The sequence below is a fragment of the Amycolatopsis sp. GM8 genome, assembly GCF_021653975.1.
In the GTDB taxonomy this organism is placed as follows: domain Bacteria; phylum Actinomycetota; class Actinomycetes; order Mycobacteriales; family Pseudonocardiaceae; genus Amycolatopsis_E.
Genome location: NZ_JAJKFK010000008.1, coordinates 294,482 through 310,085 on the forward strand (window position 1 = coordinate 294,482; position 15,604 = coordinate 310,085).

The following is a 15,604-nucleotide window of genomic DNA, read 5'->3' on the forward strand; positions in this document are numbered from 1 at the left end:
CGCCAAGGCTCGGAGGCCGGCGTTGACCGGCCCGGCCTGCTGGCGCTGCCCCGCGCAGGCGCCGGATTGATCTAGTCCGGTGTCGGGTGATGCCGCAGGCGGGACATGGTTGTCGGTTTCGCTTCGGAGGCGGTGGGTTGTTTCGTCGTGTGCTGGCTGTACCAGCGGCTGTAGGTGGCCACGAGCGGTACCGAGGACAGGCCGTGGAGGAAGACGCTGAGGAGGATGGTCAGCATCACGGTGGTGAACAGCGTCTGCCCGTTGGGGATGCCTTCGTCGACGGCGATCAGTGCGAAGACGATCGAGGCCAGGCCGCGTGGACCGAACCATCCGATGAAGGCGATGGTGGGAAGTTGTGTCCGGGTCCCGAGGAGGGCGATCGCGACGGGGATCATGCGGAGCAGGGTCAGGCTGAGTACCGCGTAGAGGAAGATCTGCCAGGTTACGTGGGGTAGCAGCATGCCGACGGCGAGTGCTCCGAAACCGACCCAGGTCGCGCCGGCGAGGAGTCCTCCGACGTCTTCGTTGAGTCTGGTTACCGTCAGGTCGTGGCGCCGGGAGAAATAGCCGAAGGTCATTCCCGCGGTGAACGCCGCGATGAAGCCGCTGCCGTCGAGTTGCAGGGCGGTCAGGTAGGCGAGCAGTGCGGCGAGCATGGGCAGGATTTGCCGCCATTGTCCGCCCAGCCATTCGCGACGGTCCGCCGCGCGGAACAACAGGCCGGTCAGTGTGCCGGAGGCGATGCCGGCGGCGAGGCCCCAGCCGATTTGTTCGGCCATGGTGCGTACGACGGCCGCGGTGACGCCGGTCGACAGCTGGGCCAGCGAGATGTCGACGGCGACCAGGAAGAAGGGCACGGCGAGGCCGTCGTTGAGTCCGCTTTCGACGTCGAGTGCCTGGCGGACCCGTGAGGGCACCGCTTCGTCGGTGACGACACGCTGCCCGAGTGCGGCGTCGGTCGGGCAGACCATTGTGGCGAGCACGAAGGCGCCGGCGAGCGTGATGCCGGGAAGGATGAGCAGGCCGGCACCGAGGCCGGCGAGGATGGTCAGCGGCAGTCCGATGAGCAGGAGCCGGCTGGGCCAGCCCAGATGCCGGCGCAGGCCCGCGAGGTCGATGCGGGTCGCGTCGCTGAACAGCAGGAACACCAGGGTGAGTTCGCAGAACCGCTGGGCGGCGATGCTTTCGAGGTGGATGTTCACGAGGTCGAGCGCGGCCGTCCCGGCGGCGAGCCCGGCCGCGGTGAAGACCATGGCCGACGTGATGCCTCGCGCGCCGAGCGGTTTGGAGACCACGCCGTACAGGACGAGGATCACTGCGATGGTGATGAGCGCGACGATCATGTGGCGTCCTCCGGCGAACTCGTGCGAGGGATCTCACATGGTCATTGTTTCCCGCTCATCCGGCCGTGTCGCGCCGTGCGGTCGTCGGATCTGGCAGGCAACGCGGGAGTATGTGCGGACGGCAGTACGCGGGCAGTGAATGTGCGTTGATCTTGGTGGTCCAGAACGCCATTATCGATCGGTTTACATGGGTAGTACTGCTGGTCCAGGCGGGCACCGTCGCAGGCATCATCGGTCGGCGGGCCGGCTCTCGCGTCGCACGCGTGGCCGGCCCACCTGGCGGGTTCAAGCGGGAAGCGGCAGCCCAGCGGCGTGGAACATCCGGTCCCGGGAGGCCGCGGCTTCCTCGAAGACGGTGTCACCTCCGTTCAGCACGCCGTTCTCCTTGAGCACGTCGCCGGCCACCACGACCAGGTCGACGTTCCCGGCGTGACCGCCCGCGACGATCGTGGCCGCCACGTCGGTGGCGGGCAGGAGGTTGTGGTGGTCGAGACGGATCATGATCAGGTCGGCCTCCTTGCCCGGGGTCAGGCTGCCGGTGCGGTCGTCGATCCCCGCGGCTCGCGCGCCCTCGATGGTTGCGAAGGAGATCAGGTCGGCGGCGTCGAAGGTCGGCAGGTCGGGGACGCGGTCCATGGACCCGGCGGCACCGGCGAGGATCAGTTGCTGGTAGGCGAGCGTTGTCCGCATGACGCCGAACATGTCACCGCTCACGATGGTCTCGGTGTCGACGCTGAGGCTCGGCCGGACACCGGCGGCGAGCAGCCGGTTGGTCGCGGGCTGACCCAGTCCCGGCATGAAGACCTCCAGGGCGCCGGCCACGGAAGCGGTGGCTCCGTGTGCGGCCAGCATCTTCAGTTCCTCGTCGGTCGACGTGCAGCAGTGGATGAACGTCATGTCCGAGGCCAGGAGCCCGGTCTTGTCCAGTTGCCGGATGGCCTGCTGTTCAGCGCCCCAATCACCGAGCCCGACGTGCATGCTGATCCGCAGGCCCAGCTCCCGGGCAAGGCGGATGTCCTGCTCGGACACCTCAGGGGTGGACAGCTCCGGTCCCCGCAGCATCGCGTTCAGCGTGACGCGCGCCGAGTCGTCGGCCAACACCTCGTTCCGGATGCGACGGATGTCATCGGGGTGCGTACGTGCGCTACCGAACTGCCATTGTTCGGCCTCTGTCGACGGCCAGCCATGGTCGAAGACGGCTCGGATGCCCGATTCCCAGTGAGCCGCGATCGCCGCGTCCGAGTGCTCCGGGCTGTTACTGATGTGGGACTCGTCGCGAACCGTCGTCACGCCGGAGTCCAGCGACATCAGGTCCGCCGCCAAGTTCCCGATGTGCACGTCCTGCGGGTCGAAGTACTGGCCGAGGCCGATCTGAACCCGGCTGCGGTACTCCTGGTACGTCCAGGCGGGACCCAGGTTGCGCAGCGCTCCCTGCCAGTTGTGCCGGTGGGTGTCGATGAAGCCGGGCAGTACGGCGTTCCCCGTGCCGTCGACGATCCGGGCCCGGTCGTCGGTCAGGTCCTGGCCGACCGCCACGATCCTGCCGCCGGCGATGAGGACGTCACCCACGAAGTTGCCGAGCTCGATGTCCTGGGTCATCAAGTACGCGCCCCTGACCAGGATGCGCTCTTTTTTCTGCTGATGGTTGCGGGACATCTGTGGTTCCTTTCACGCCGTGAGCGGCACTGTGTTGCTTTGTTCGGTGAGGTGGGAAGGGAACGGCTGGGCAGGATCACCCTCGCCCGCTGGTGCCACGCGGGCGCCGGGCGGCGATCCAGACGGCGGCGAACGTGAGCAACGCGCCGACGATGGTGAGGGTCGAGGGGGACCGGCCGCCGGTGGGAAACAGGAAGTCCAGCGCGATCGAACTGGCCAGCTGCCCCGCGATCGAGGCCATGCTCAGCAGCAGGACACCGATTCGGCGTACCAGGAGCGCCGAGGCGCCGATGAAGACCACGCCGCACAGGCCGCCGAGGTAGACCCACCAGCTGGTGGGCAGCAAGTGTCCCGGCGTTCCGCGGACGAGGGTCTTCACTCCCCAGGCGGCGATGAGGAAGACCGCTCCGACGCAGAAGTTGAGCCAGGTCGCGGCCAGCGGCGAGCCCGATGCCGCGGTCGACGCCCCGTTCAGGGACTGCTGCACGCCGAGCAGGAAACCCGCGGCGATGGCGGCGAGGGCCGGCAAGATGATGGTGGCCGGCGCGGGGGTGCCGGCGAAGCGGGGCAGGGCGGACACGACAGCGGCCACCAGGATGACGGCCGCTCCCGCGAGCCGAGCCGCACCCGGACGTTGCCTCCGGACGCCCCCGATGCCCCGTGCGTCGACGATCAGCCCACCGAGGGTCTGGCCCGCGATGGCGGCCACGGTGAACACGGCGATGCCGGTGACCAGCGCGGCGGTCGACTGTGCCAGCGCGAACGTGCCGCCGAGCACGCCGGCCAGCAGATACCGGCGGGGGAGCCGGCCGTCGCGGGCGGCACTGCCGAGCGTGCGCAGCGCGCGGCGCAGCTTGGGCGAGAAGACCGCGATGATGGTCACCAGCAGCAGACCGCCGGAGAAGCTGATCGCCGCCGCGGCGATGCCATCGTCGAGGCGATGGCTGAGCTCCCCGTTCACCCTGGCTTGTACGGGCACCACAATGCCGGCGGCGATGGCCGCCACCACGGCCAGGAAAGCGCCACGTGAGGTGGAAGGACGGGACTGCCCGGACGGTTGCGGATCGGGTTCGGCATGACGCCGGCCTGACCTCGGCGGTCCGGTGGGAGTGCTCATGGTGGTTCCTCCAAAAGAGGAGGTGGCTGGGGCAGAGAGCCTGTCCCAGCCACCGGGGGTGTGTCGGGAACGCCTCTTTGCTCAGAACTTCGTGCTTGCGATGTCGTCGAGGATCGACGGCCGCCGCGGAGACCAGCCGAGCACGCGCCGCGCGGTTTCACCGGACGCCTGCTGGTCGAGCAGGAGTGCCTCGCCGAGCAGGCCGAGCCGGTCGAGCGTCTGGGCGACGGGCTCGGGCTCGACCCTCCCGGACAGGCCGATGGAACGGCTCACCGCCTCGCTGATCTCCCGCACGGTCGGGTTCACACCGCTGGCACCGAGGAAGTACGAGCCGGCCGGGGCCTTCTCCAGCGCGAGCACGTACAGCTCGGCCAGGTCGTCCACGTGCACGGTGGTCCAGTGCTGGTCGCCAGGGCCGACCATGGTGAGGGCGGGGGCGCCGCCTCCGGTCCGCGGACCGGCTGCGACGACGTTCACCAGGCCGCCGCCGTGGCCGTAGACCAGAGCCGGCGCGACCACCGACGTACGGACACCCGTCGTCTCGCGCACGACCTTCGCGATCGGCACCCGCCAGGCTGTCAGGTCAGGGGAGTTCGTGGCGGTCGACTCGGTGATCGCCGAGCTGCTGCCGTGCACCCAGACGCCGGTGGTGTGCACGAACGGCCGGTCCGTGTTCCGCAGCGCGCGGAGGAAGCTGGTGACCGCGGTCTCGTCGACGGTCGCGCTCGTCTCGTCGCCGGGCGACGCGACGTGGATCACGCCGTCGGTCGCGGCCGCGAGCTCCTGCAGGGCCGCACCGTCCGACAGGTCGGCGATCGCCGGCTTGGCACCCTTGGCCAGGACCACGTCGGCCTTCTCCGCGGAGCGGACCACGGCGGTGACCTGATGCCCCGTGGAGACGAGCCGGTCGAGCACCGAGCCTCCGACGTAGCCGGTGCCACCTGTGAGCAGTACGTGCATAGGTCTTCCTCTTCCGTGAGCTGGGTCGGTGAACCGGGCCCGTCTGCCGGAGGGAGATCCCGGCGCTGGCCCGCACGACCAAACATTCACCCGGCGCAGCTATCGTGTCCAACGAATGTTTCCGAATGTGCAATCGAAGCTTTCGATCACTAGGGGATGCGGTGGACCAGCGGAGACTGGAGTACTTCGTCACTGTCGCCGAGGAGCTGAACTTCACGCGGGCGGCCCAGCGGCTGCACGTCACACAGTCGACGCTCTCGGCAGGTATCAAGGCGCTGGAGAACGATCTGAGAGTGGAGCTGCTCGTTCGTTCCACCCGGTCGGTGAGGCTTACCGAAGCCGGTTCGGTATTCCTGGCCGAGGCGCGCACCGCCATTGAGGCGCTCGATCGGGCCCGTGCCGCGGTGGAGCCGTTGTCCACGGGACTGCGCGGCCGTCTCACCGTGGGCATCCTCAATGGACTGACCGCGATCGACATTCCCGCGCTGGCGGGCGACTTCCATCGGTGTCACCCCGAGGTGCGGCTACGCACGGAGACGTCCCAACGGGGGACCGCCGGCCTGATCGAGAGGATCAAGGAGAGCCACGTGGACGTGGCCTTTGTGGGAACCGAAATCCGGGATGAGCACCTGAGGATACGGCCCATCAAGAAGTTCGAGATCGCGTTGCTGGTTCCGGCCGATCACCCGCTGGCCGACCGGACGGCCGTGGGGCTGCGGGACATCGCGGAGGAGGTCTTCGTCGACATGCCGGCGGGTTTCGGGCACCGGCAGGTCGCGGACGAAGCCTTCGCGAGCGCGGAACTTTCCCGCCGTGTCCTGATCGAGGTCTCCGACATCACCACAATCGCGGACTACGTTGCTCATGGCCTCGGTGTCGCTCTCCTGCCCCCGGAGTTCGCCGAACCGGTCGGCGACACGGTGAAGGTCGTAGCGCTGCGCGACGTCCAGCTCTCCTGGACGCTCAGCGTGGTCGCGTCGGCGAGCCGGCCGCCCACACGGGCGCTGCACGCCTTCCTCGACCTGATCCCGCACCACATCCGACGCGACCGGGTGTTCTGACTCCGCCCTCAGCCGTGCTGAATCCACGTGGTCTTCAGAGCCACATAGTTGTCAATGGCGTGGCGGGAAAGGTCCGGCCGAAACCGGACTGCCGGAAGCCGCCGAACGGCGTGGTGAGCCCGCGAGATCTGAGGTCCAGACGGACGCGGCCAGTACGCACTGCGTCGCGTTGGCCATGGAGACGGCCTCCTCCTCGGTGCGGAAGCGCGAAAGAACCGCAACCGGACCGAAGATCTAGGAAGTGGTCCGCGAGCACGTCCGCGACCACCGTGGGTGTGAGGAACGCGCGCGAGTCACCGATGGTCAGCCTGTCGCCCCTGGCAAGCACAGTGCCGTCTTCCGCGCTGCGCTGGATCGCGTGTTCGACGGTGTCCGCGTGGGCTTCCGAGGCGAGCGCGCCCGTCCCGCTTGCCAAGTCGGCGGGATCGCCCGGCTGGTAGGCCTTCGTGGCGTCGATGAACGTAGCCGCGAAGTCGTCGTAGAGCTTGTCCTGGACCAGGATGTCGAGAATTTGACAGGCCTCTTGCAGTCCTGGAAGACGGAACGGAGTGATGTTCTCGGCAAGGCAGCATCACCAACAACACGACCGCCCTGCGTGAGGTCTGCCGCGGCAGCAAAACGAGCACTGAACATCTTCATTTGCAGCTTCGCCATTGGCCGTCCGGCACTAGACAGGACTTCGTCGTCATAGCACCCGCCTGGGTCCGTACCGGCATCGGCGGCCCCGACGCGCGCCTGTCCGTCGACGAAAGTATTCCAAACCTGGCGGACGTCCTCCTCGAGAAGAGGATGCGACCCGGTCTGGAATACCTCGACTACCTCGGGAAAATCGTGCCGTGGGGGCCTAGTGTTGTCGTTCCGGGTATAGTGATCGCTACATTCGCAAGATTGGGGACGGCAGAGTGACGAGCACCTTGGACGTCGGAGACGCACTGGTCTGTACCCATGCCGGTCCGGGCGGCCCGGTTGCCGGCTGCGCGGATTCCTGCTCGTGGGTCGCGATTCGATGATCGAGTCGAGCGTCCTGTGTGGACAGTCTGGTGAGTGGCTGTCCGCGTGGGAGCCGGGACGGTGTCCGGAGTGGAGTCGTTCGGGCTGATCCGGCGGGATGCCCGGGGTGGAAGGGCTCCGGTCCGGGTGCTGACTGAGCGGCACGGGGTGCGTCTTCAGGCGCTGGGGTCCGCGGTGCTGTGGGCGGATCTGGCTCAGGCGCGCAAGCGCCCGTACCGGGCGTACGGTGTCGACGTATGTCGCTGCCAGTCGCCCGCAGATCGAGTTGGAGGCCCGCAACCGCGCCGGCGTGGTGATGGGTTCGTGCGGCAGGCCTATTCGCTGGGGCACGACGCCGCGTTCACCGAACTGGCCGGTCACCGGCCGGTCGGCTGAGTGCGCCAGGTTCCGCGGAGAAGCGTTGCCACGGATCGGGTTTGGTCGTCCAGGGACGGCGTCGTGCCGGCGAATGTCCAGGGGGAGCCGAGTTTCAGCAATGATTCGTGTTTGCTGTGGTAGTAGTCGGCGTGGACGCTGATCGCGAGTCCGCCGGCGCCGTGGGCGGCGGCGACGAGATGCGGATGAAACCGCGTGGAGATCCAGGTCTGGTCGGTGGCGATGGGCAGGCCGTCCGCCCAGACCCCGCTGAACGGGTAGAAGCGCGCACCGGGTATCTCGTGCTCGAACAGTGCGAAGATCACGCGGTCGAGTCCGGGAATGCCTTCGACGATCCCGATTTCCTCGCCGCGCGCTCCCCAGGAACGCAGACAGGAGAGTGCGAGCGCCGCGAGTTCCTGGTTGCCGCACTCGCTGGCGTCGGATTGCAGGCACACCACGTACTTCGGCGCTGGCCGCGGGTCGATTGGTACCTCGTCGATGCCGAGGAAGACGTCGTCGCAGGTCATGGTGACCTGGGTGGGACTGCCGTCGCCGAACAGGAGGTCCGCGGATTTCTCGTCGCGGACGTCGACGACGCCGAACCGGCTCGCCAATGCGCGCAGGATCGGTGCGGCGCCCGGCGCGGCCGGCCACAGCCCGGCGAGGTATCCACCGCCGAGCACGTGGACGACGTCGAGGTGCGCGAGCAACTCGATCCCGGCCGCCAAGCGTGGCTCGGGGGAGTTGGGCCTCAGGGCCGGCCTGGCCTGGACGCCGATTCAACGCGAGAGAAGCTCGATGGCGTCATCGAGGGGCATGAAGGTGCGCTTCAGCGGGAGAAGTGACCAATCGATGGTTCCGCTCGGAAAGAGGTCTCTGACCGGGTAGCGGGTGACCGCTTCGATTGGGGCCGCATATATGACGGACCGTATACCGGCCCAGACGGCGGCGGAGGCGCACATGACGCAGGGCTCGCACGACGTGTAGAGAACCCCTCCGGTGAGGTCGGTGGTTCCGAGATTCCGGCATGCCGCCCTGATTGCGCAGACCTCCCCGTGCGCCGTCGGGTCGAGCGTGCTGTCGATGGCAACGGCCTCGAGGCTCACGACGTTCCCATCGAGCACGACGGCAGCGCCGAACGCGCCATCGCCGCGGTCGAATGCGGCTTTCGCGACGGCGACGGTCTGCTCGAGCAGGTCGAGATCGCTGGTGAAGGGAGTCAAGCGGGCACCTCCGCCACGGAGGTGCGGAAAACGAGCCGAACCCGTTGCCGCATCTGAGCTTCCTTATCTGCCGGCGTGCGTGAAAGGTTGGGAACAAGAAGATTATGATCTTTCGCTGAACCTACCTTCCTGGCAGTGTCCGCTTCGTGTCAGCGCGATTACTGCCATGTTTCAGTACAAGCGGGTCTGACCCAACGTGACCTGAATCTGTTTCACCTCACCTCCTTGGGTTAGAGCGAACGATCGGTCTCGTTTACCTGGGTGTCAGTCACAAGTTCGCTGTCACCCTTATGCAAAACGTTTTGTTCTCTTACGGTCTTCCCACACAACACCTGAGAAAGGAAGACCAGTGGCTCGAGTGCTCCTCATCGGTGAATCGTGGTTCATTCACTCGGTGCACCAGAAGGGCTTTGACTCCTTCACGACCTCGGAATACGAAGAGGGTGGGCAGGAGTTTCTCGCAGCTTTGCGGCGGTCGGGCCACGACGTCAGCCACATGCCGGCGCACCGCATCGAGTCGGACTTTCCGAGGTCTGTCGAGGCTCTCAACGGAATTGCTGATGTCGTCGTCATCTCGGACGTCGGGGCGAACAGCTTCCTGTTGTCGCGCGCGACATTCGTTCGGTCCATTCCCGAGCCGGACCGGATCTCGATCCTTTCGGAATTCGTGGACGGTGGTGGTGGCCTGCTGATGGTCGGCGGGTACATGACCTTCGCCGGTATCGACGGCCGTGCTCGCTGGGGCGAGACCTCGCTGGCCAGTGCTCTCCCGGTCACTGTGCGCACTCGCGACGATCGTGTCGAGGTCCCGGCCGGGCTCGTACCGACGGTCGCTGCCGCGCACCCGATCGTCTCGGCTCTGGACGAGAAATGGCCGCCGCTTCTGGGACTCAATGAGGTGGAGGCTCGTGAGTCCGCTGAGACTTTGGCCGTGGCGGGCGAGTATCCCCTTCTCGTGGTCGGCACCTCCGGCCAAGGACGAACCGCCGCGTTCACATCCGATCTCGCGCCGCATTGGGCGACGCCGGACTTCCTCGAGTGGGCTGGCTACGAGCCGCTTTTCGATCGCACGATCCGATGGCTCTCCGGCGAGCTGACGAGCTGACGGAGTGGCAACGCCAGAACCGCAACACCGCACGATGCCAACCAGCAAAGGAAAGTCATGAAGATCAAACGAGTTAGCCTCATCGCGGCGGCAGCCGTCCTTGCCCTTGGCATGAGCGCCTGCGGCGGCGGTACGAGCAGTGGCACCAGCGCTCCGAACAAGACGATCGCGAACGTCGTCCCCGGCGCTCTCGGGGATCAGAGCTTCTTCGACAGCGCGCAGAGCGGTATCAAGGCGCTGGAGTCCAGTGGCTACAAGACAACCACCCTGCAAGCGGACACGAACAACCTCGCGCAGTGGAAGGCGAACCTGGATTCGGTGTCGACCGGCCAGTGGGGACTCGTCGTGATCGGCAGCTCGGTCGCGGTTGACCCCCTCACCACGGAGGCGCGGAAGTTCCCCAACCAGCACTACATCTTCTACGACGGCGAGGTCAACGCTCCGAACGTCGCCTCCATTACGTACAAGCAGAATGAGGGCGCCTACCTCGCGGGCGTTCTCGCCGCCCTTGCCACGAGCGACAAGACGGACTTCCCGTTGTCGTCCGGAAGCAAGACGATCGGTCTGGTCGGAGCCATGGACATCCCCGTGATCGAGGACTTCGTGGTCGGTTTCAAGGCCGGCGCGAACGCGGTCGATCCGAGTGTCAAGGTTCTCACCAGTTTTGTCGGATCCTGGACCGACTCCGCCAAGGCCTACGACCAGGCCAAGGGGATGTACGGCCAGAACGCCGACGTCGTCTACAACGTCGCCAGCGGCGCCGGGGTCGGAGTGCTCCAGGCGGCCAAGGACGCGAACAAGTACGCGATCGGGGTCGACAGCAACCAGAACGCGCTGCAGCCGGGCCACGTGCTCGCGTCGGTGCTGAAGCAGGTCGGCCAGTCGATCGAGCAGGCAGCTCAGGCAAACGAAAAGGGCACGCTCGCCTTCGGGAAGACCACCGAGTTCGGGCTCGCCAATGACGGCGTCGGCCTCACGTTCGACAACAACGGAAAAATCGTTCCGGACTCGGTGATCGCCAAGATCGACGACTACAAGCAGCAGGTCGTCAGCGGCAAAATCCAGGTCCCGACCGCTCTGGGTTGATCGGTGCACGGTGGTGCGGGCCCGCGCCACCGTCCCGGCCAGTTCTAAGGAAGAAGTAATGGATCGCCCCATCCTCGAGCTCCGGAATATCACGAAGATGTTCGGATCCAAAGTCGCCAACGACGACATCTCCCTGACAATCAAGCAGGGGACCGTCCACGCGATCGTCGGTGAGAACGGCGCCGGCAAGTCCACGTTGATGAATATGATCTCCGGAAACCTTCAGCCCGACTCCGGCGAAATCCTGCTCGATGGTGCCCCTGTGGTTGTCGCCGACCCGAAGAAGGCCGACTCCCTGGGAATCGGCATGGTCCACCAGCATTTCAAACTGGTGCCATCCCTGACCGTCGCGTCCAACATCTTCCTTGGCAACGAGACGATTACCCGGTTCGGCGCGCTCAATCGCCGCGAGATGGAGAAGCGCGTCGAAGCGCTCTCCACCGATCTGGGTCTCCACGTCGATCCGCGTGACAAGGTCCAGGACCTGTCGGTGGGCGAACGGCAAAGAGTCGAGATCGTCAAAGCGCTTTCGCACGATACGCGCCTGCTGATTCTGGATGAGCCGACAGCGGTGCTCACGCCATCGGAAACCGACGAACTCTTCGTCGTGGTCCGGAGACTGGCCACGCAGGGCTGTTCAGTCGTCTTCATCTCGCACAAGCTCGGCGAGGTCCTGGCGATCGCCGACGAGATCACCGTCGTCCGCGACGGCAAGGTCGTCGACAGCCGTCCGGCGGAGGGGCTGACCCAGACCGGCATCGCCGCCATGATGGTCGGGCGCGATGTGCTCCTCCGGATCAAGCACACGCCCTCCCATCCCGCGGAGGAAGTGCTCCGGGTGGAGGGACTCTCCGCTGTCGATCAGCGCGGAGCAATCGCCGTCAACGATTTGAGCCTCTCGGTGCGTCGCGGTGAAATCGTCGGCATCGCGGGCGTCGAAGGAAATGGTCAGTCCGAGCTTGCGGCCGCGATCGCGGGCATGTATCTGCCGCCGCGCGGCACGGTGACTCTTGCCGGAGAGGTCGTGACCAGAGCGTCTGTCGCTGATCGGCGTGAACGCGGACTCGCCTACATTCCGGAGGACCGGTATGAAGTAGGCGCCGCGCCCTCACTCAGCATCGCGGAGAATATCGCCGCAGGCCATCTGGTCCCGCCGATCGCCAAACGGGGCTGGCTCTCCCTCGCGGCCATCCGTCGTTACGCCCAAGATCTCATCGCGAAGTTCGACGTACGCGGCGCCACATCCGAGACGGTCATCTCCTCGCTGTCCGGCGGAAACATGCAGAAGGTCATCATCGCGCGCGAGTTCGAAACCGACCCGAACCTGCTGATGGTGTCCCAGCCCACCCGAGGTGTCGATGTGGGCGCGATGGAGTTCGTCCACAACTCGCTCGTGGACATCCGCGATCAAGGCGCGGGCGTCCTCCTCTTCTCCGCGGACCTGAACGAAGTGATGAGCCTTTCCGACCGGCTCCTCGTGATCTATCGGGGCAAGATCGTCGCCGAGTTCACGCAGGCGAACATGACCGAGATCGCGGTCGGACTCGCGATGTCCGGTGTGACGCCGACCGTAGAGGCCCTTGCCGAAGCAGAGGCTGAGCACGAGCGTGTCGCCGCCGCACTCGAGGCCAGCGGCACGCGCTCGGCCGGCGACTCCGGCGACATCCATCGCGTCGAGGAGCTGAACACCACATCGGTGCGGATTCCGCGGCGCAATGCGGAGATCGCGGAGCCGGACGGGCGAGGATGGCGGGCGACCTTTGCGGACTTCGCATCCAAGACATTCGGTAGCGCGGTGCAGCCTGTGGTCGCGGTTCTCGTCGCACTCGTGATCGGCGCGGTGATCATCCTGGTGATCGGCGCGAACCCGGTCACCGCCTACGTGGAACTGTTCGCCTCCGCATGGCGGACGCCGTTCGGCATCGGCAGCATCATCGCCATGTTCATCCCGCTGACGATCATGGCAGCGGGCACGATCATCTCCTTCCGGGCGGGGTTCTTCAACATCGGTGGTGAGGGACAGCTCTACATGGGCGCGTTCTTCGGCGCCTACGCCGGGTTCACGTTCCACGGGCTGCCCCCGGCGATCCACATCCCGGTCGTGCTTCTGTTCGGAGCCATCGCCGGTGGATTGTGGGGACTCATCCCGGGCGCCCTGACCGCCTACCTGCGCGTGGACATGGTCGTGCTGACGCTGCTGATGTCACAGGTGGCGCTGCTGATCACGAACTTCCTGGTCACCGGCCCCTTCCGGGATGTCCGCTCCGCCGTGGCCGGCTCGCCCACGATTGACCAGTCCGCGGTGCTGCCGATGTTCAACCCGGCATATGGGCTTGGCCCCGACCTTGTCATCGCGGTGGCGATCGCGATCGCATTGGGATTCATCCTCTACCGGACGAAATGGGGCCTACGGGTCAAAGAGCTGGGTGAGCTCAACCGCTTCGCCGAGTACATCGGAACCTCGGCCAAGGGCATGACCGTCCAGGTGATGTCCCTGAGCGGTGCCGTAGCCGGTTTTGCCGGAGCCTTGTTCGTGATCGGCGCGGACGGCGGCCGGTTCCTGCAGCAGTTCTCGCCGGGCTTCGGATTCCTCGCGATCACCGTGGCGCTGCTGGCACGACTGAACCCGTGGGCCTCACTGGTCGCCGCGCTCTTCTACGCCACCATGATGGCGGGAGGCACCGGAATCCAGGCCGTGGGCGTGCCGTATCCCATGATCAGCGTCCTGCAGGGACTCATCGTGATCGCCATTACGGCCACCTTCGTCATCAATCGTCGAAAGCGGAAGAAGACCGTTGTGGCTGCCGTTCCCGAACCGGCCCAGTTCAGTAAGGCAGGGGCAGAATGAACGACATCCTCGCCCAGGTACTGACCGCCGGCACCCTCGGGGTGATCCTCACCAAGACCGCCCCCATCCTGCTCGCCGCGATAGGAGGCGGCTTCACGCAGGTCGGCAACATCCTCAACATCGGCCTGGAAGGCATGATGCTGGTCGGGGCGTTCGCCGGGATCGCCGTCGGCGCCGTCACCAACCCATTCGTGGGCGTGCTCGCGGCACTCGGTGGGGCCCTTGTCCTGGCACTGATCTACGCGGTGGCGTCGCTGGTGTTCAAAGCGGACCACATCGTCGTCGGCATTGGAATCAATCTGCTCGCCGTCGGCATCACGGTCCTCCTGCTCACCGTGCTGTATGGCAACGCGGGTGTGACGCCCGGCAATGTGAAGTCGATCCTGCCGACGATCGGCCTCGGCGCGTTCGGCGACATCCCTGTCGTCGGACCACTCCTGACCGGCCAGACCGTGCTGGTCTGGGTGGCGCTGCTCGTCGTGCCCGTCTATTGGTTCATCCTGTATCGCACCCGTTATGGAGTGCACCTGCGGGCGGTCGGCGAGGACCAGCCGGCAGCGGTCGCGGCCGGTATCCGCGTCTTCCGGGTCAAGTTCGTCGCCATCCTCGGCTCGGGTGCCCTCTGCGGGCTCGCGGGGGCCCAGCTGGCGATGGCGTCGGTCGGTTCGTTCACCGCGGGCATGACGTCCGGCCGCGGCTGGATCGCCGTCGCGGCGATCATCTTCGCGATGGGACGACCCGTGCCGACCCTGATCGCCTGCCTCGTCTTCGGAGCCACCGATGCGCTGGCCGACCGCCTGGCCCTCGCGGGTGTGAATTCCTCGTTGGCACTGCTGACACCGTATGTCATCACCATTGTCGCTCTGGTCATCGCGGCGATCCGGGTGCGCTCCGCGATGAGGGCACGAACCCAGAAGGGCCTTCGACAGGCGGAGAGCGGAGCACTATGACGGAAACAGCCATAACCGTTGTCGGCAGCATCAACATCGACGTCAGCAGCACCGTAAATCAGCTGCCCCGGGCGGGCGAGACGGTCCTCGCCTCACAGGTTCTGCAGAACCTCGGCGGCAAGGGCGCCAACCAAGCCGTCGCGGCCGCGCGAGCCGGCGGGAACGTCACGATGATCGCTCGCGTAGGTGCGGACGCGGCGGGGAACGAGGCAATCGCAAGGCTCCGCGAGGAGGGGATCACTGTCGACGGCATTCTGACCAGCGAGGCATTGCCGACAGGACGGGCCTTTATCAGCGTCGACAACCGCGGCCAGAACCAGATCGTCGTCTCTCCGGGCGCCAATACCGCGCTCCGCCCGGACGACCTCGACCTCCTGGAAGACTTGATCGAGCCCGCGGGGCTGCTTCTGACACAGGGCGAACTGGACCCGCTCACCGTAGTCCGGGCTGCCGAACTGGCAGAACAGAAACACTGCCGTTTCGTCCTGAACCTCGCGCCGGTCATCGATGTGCCACCGTCGATACTTCAGCAAAGCGATCCGCTCATTCTCAACGAACTCGAAGCCGCGGCTGTGGGCATCGACCTCGCCAACCTCGAAATCCACCTGTCAAGATCGATAGGTGCGCTGGCGAAGTCGGTCGTTGTGACACTCGGCAGCGCCGGGGCAGTGGCGGCACGAAAAGGCGTGGTCGCGCGCCAACCGGCACCGACGGTGACACCGCTCGACACGACAGGGGCCGGCGATGCGTTCGTCGGCGCTCTGGTTGCCGCACTTTCCCGTGGTACCTCGCTCGAAGAGGCGGCTGGTGAAGCCGTCATCGCGGGGGCAAAATCCGTGGAGCATCACGGGGCCAATACTCGTCGTTCCTGAAGACCACTGAAACAA

The 15,604-nt window shown here is 66.2% G+C and carries 14 protein-coding genes and 1 pseudogene; 7 read left to right on the top strand and 8 right to left on the bottom strand.

Going from position 1 to position 15,604, the window contains the following annotated elements; all coding sequences use genetic code 11:
- Nucleotides 1–71: 71 nt before the first annotated feature.
- From LOZ83_RS32590 to LOZ83_RS32605, 4 genes are all read right to left on the bottom strand, one after another.
- Complete coding sequence (locus LOZ83_RS32590) at nucleotides 72–1,343, bottom strand: sodium:proton antiporter (RefSeq protein WP_236795600.1); 1,272 nt, start codon at nucleotides 1,341–1,343, stop codon at nucleotides 72–74.
- 285 nt (nucleotides 1,344–1,628) lie between these two features.
- Nucleotides 1,629–2,999 (bottom strand): amidohydrolase family protein, encoded by a 1,371-nt coding sequence (locus LOZ83_RS32595; protein WP_236795601.1) that lies wholly within the window; start codon nucleotides 2,997–2,999, stop codon nucleotides 1,629–1,631.
- Nucleotides 3,000–3,075: 76 nt separating this feature from the next.
- Nucleotides 3,076–4,116, bottom strand: coding sequence for a DMT family transporter (locus LOZ83_RS32600; RefSeq protein ID WP_236795602.1), 1,041 nt, complete (start codon nucleotides 4,114–4,116; stop codon nucleotides 3,076–3,078).
- Nucleotides 4,117–4,197: 81 nt separating this feature from the next.
- On the bottom strand, nucleotides 4,198–5,076 hold the full coding sequence (locus tag LOZ83_RS32605) for an NAD-dependent epimerase/dehydratase family protein (RefSeq protein WP_236795603.1): 879 nt from the start codon (nucleotides 5,074–5,076) through the stop codon (nucleotides 4,198–4,200).
- A gap of 161 nt (nucleotides 5,077–5,237) precedes the next feature.
- Here LOZ83_RS32605 and LOZ83_RS32610 point away from each other — a divergent pair, with 161 nt between their 5' ends.
- A complete protein-coding gene (locus LOZ83_RS32610) occupies nucleotides 5,238–6,137 on the top strand; it encodes a LysR family transcriptional regulator (RefSeq protein ID WP_236795604.1) in 900 nt (299 codons plus the stop codon).
- Nucleotides 6,138–6,188: 51 nt separating this feature from the next.
- Here LOZ83_RS32610 and LOZ83_RS40310 read toward each other — a convergent pair whose 3' ends face one another.
- Nucleotides 6,189–6,371, bottom strand: a complete 183-nt coding sequence (locus LOZ83_RS40310) for an aldehyde dehydrogenase family protein (protein WP_308190358.1) — start codon at nucleotides 6,369–6,371, stop codon at nucleotides 6,189–6,191.
- 19 nt (nucleotides 6,372–6,390) lie between these two features.
- Nucleotides 6,391–6,690, bottom strand: a pseudogene (locus LOZ83_RS40920) (aldehyde dehydrogenase family protein); the annotation flags it as partial.
- Nucleotides 6,691–7,181: 491 nt separating this feature from the next.
- Here LOZ83_RS40920 and LOZ83_RS32620 point away from each other — a divergent pair.
- Nucleotides 7,182–7,523 carry a hypothetical protein gene (locus LOZ83_RS32620; RefSeq protein ID WP_236795605.1) on the top strand — a complete coding sequence of 114 codons (342 nt, stop codon included), beginning with the start codon at nucleotides 7,182–7,184 and terminating at the stop codon, nucleotides 7,521–7,523.
- On the opposite strand, the gene LOZ83_RS32625 is transcribed toward LOZ83_RS32620, so the two are convergent.
- Together LOZ83_RS32625 and LOZ83_RS32630 are read right to left on the bottom strand one after the other, a co-directional pair.
- Complete coding sequence (locus LOZ83_RS32625; RefSeq protein WP_236795606.1) at nucleotides 7,505–8,233, bottom strand: polysaccharide pyruvyl transferase family protein; 729 nt, start codon at nucleotides 8,231–8,233, stop codon at nucleotides 7,505–7,507. The two genes, LOZ83_RS32620 and LOZ83_RS32625, sit on opposite strands and share 19 nt — an antisense overlap.
- Before the next feature lie 51 nt (nucleotides 8,234–8,284).
- Nucleotides 8,285–8,728 (bottom strand): nucleoside deaminase, encoded by a 444-nt coding sequence (locus tag LOZ83_RS32630; RefSeq protein WP_236795607.1) that lies wholly within the window; start codon nucleotides 8,726–8,728, stop codon nucleotides 8,285–8,287.
- A 358-nt stretch (nucleotides 8,729–9,086) separates the two neighbouring features.
- On the opposite strand from LOZ83_RS32630, the gene LOZ83_RS32635 reads away from it, so the two are divergent.
- The 5 genes from LOZ83_RS32635 to LOZ83_RS32655 are packed head-to-tail and all read left to right on the top strand — an operon-like array spanning nucleotide 9,087 to nucleotide 15,589.
- Nucleotides 9,087–9,833, top strand: coding sequence for a glutamine amidotransferase (locus tag LOZ83_RS32635; RefSeq protein WP_236795608.1), 747 nt, complete (start codon nucleotides 9,087–9,089; stop codon nucleotides 9,831–9,833).
- A 57-nt stretch (nucleotides 9,834–9,890) separates the two neighbouring features.
- Nucleotides 9,891–10,919 carry a BMP family protein gene (locus tag LOZ83_RS32640; protein WP_236795609.1) on the top strand — a complete coding sequence of 343 codons (1,029 nt, stop codon included), beginning with the start codon at nucleotides 9,891–9,893 and terminating at the stop codon, nucleotides 10,917–10,919.
- 58 nt (nucleotides 10,920–10,977) lie between these two features.
- Nucleotides 10,978–13,767 carry an ATP-binding cassette domain-containing protein gene (locus tag LOZ83_RS32645; RefSeq protein ID WP_236795610.1) on the top strand — a complete coding sequence of 930 codons (2,790 nt, stop codon included), beginning with the start codon at nucleotides 10,978–10,980 and terminating at the stop codon, nucleotides 13,765–13,767.
- Nucleotides 13,764–14,717 (top strand): ABC transporter permease, encoded by a 954-nt coding sequence (locus tag LOZ83_RS32650; protein WP_236795611.1) that lies wholly within the window; start codon nucleotides 13,764–13,766, stop codon nucleotides 14,715–14,717. Before LOZ83_RS32645 ends, LOZ83_RS32650 begins: the two co-directional genes overlap by 4 nt.
- Nucleotides 14,714–15,589, top strand: a complete 876-nt coding sequence (locus LOZ83_RS32655) for a ribokinase (protein ID WP_236795612.1) — start codon at nucleotides 14,714–14,716, stop codon at nucleotides 15,587–15,589. Before LOZ83_RS32650 ends, LOZ83_RS32655 begins: the two co-directional genes overlap by 4 nt.
- Nucleotides 15,590–15,604 lie beyond the last annotated feature (15 nt).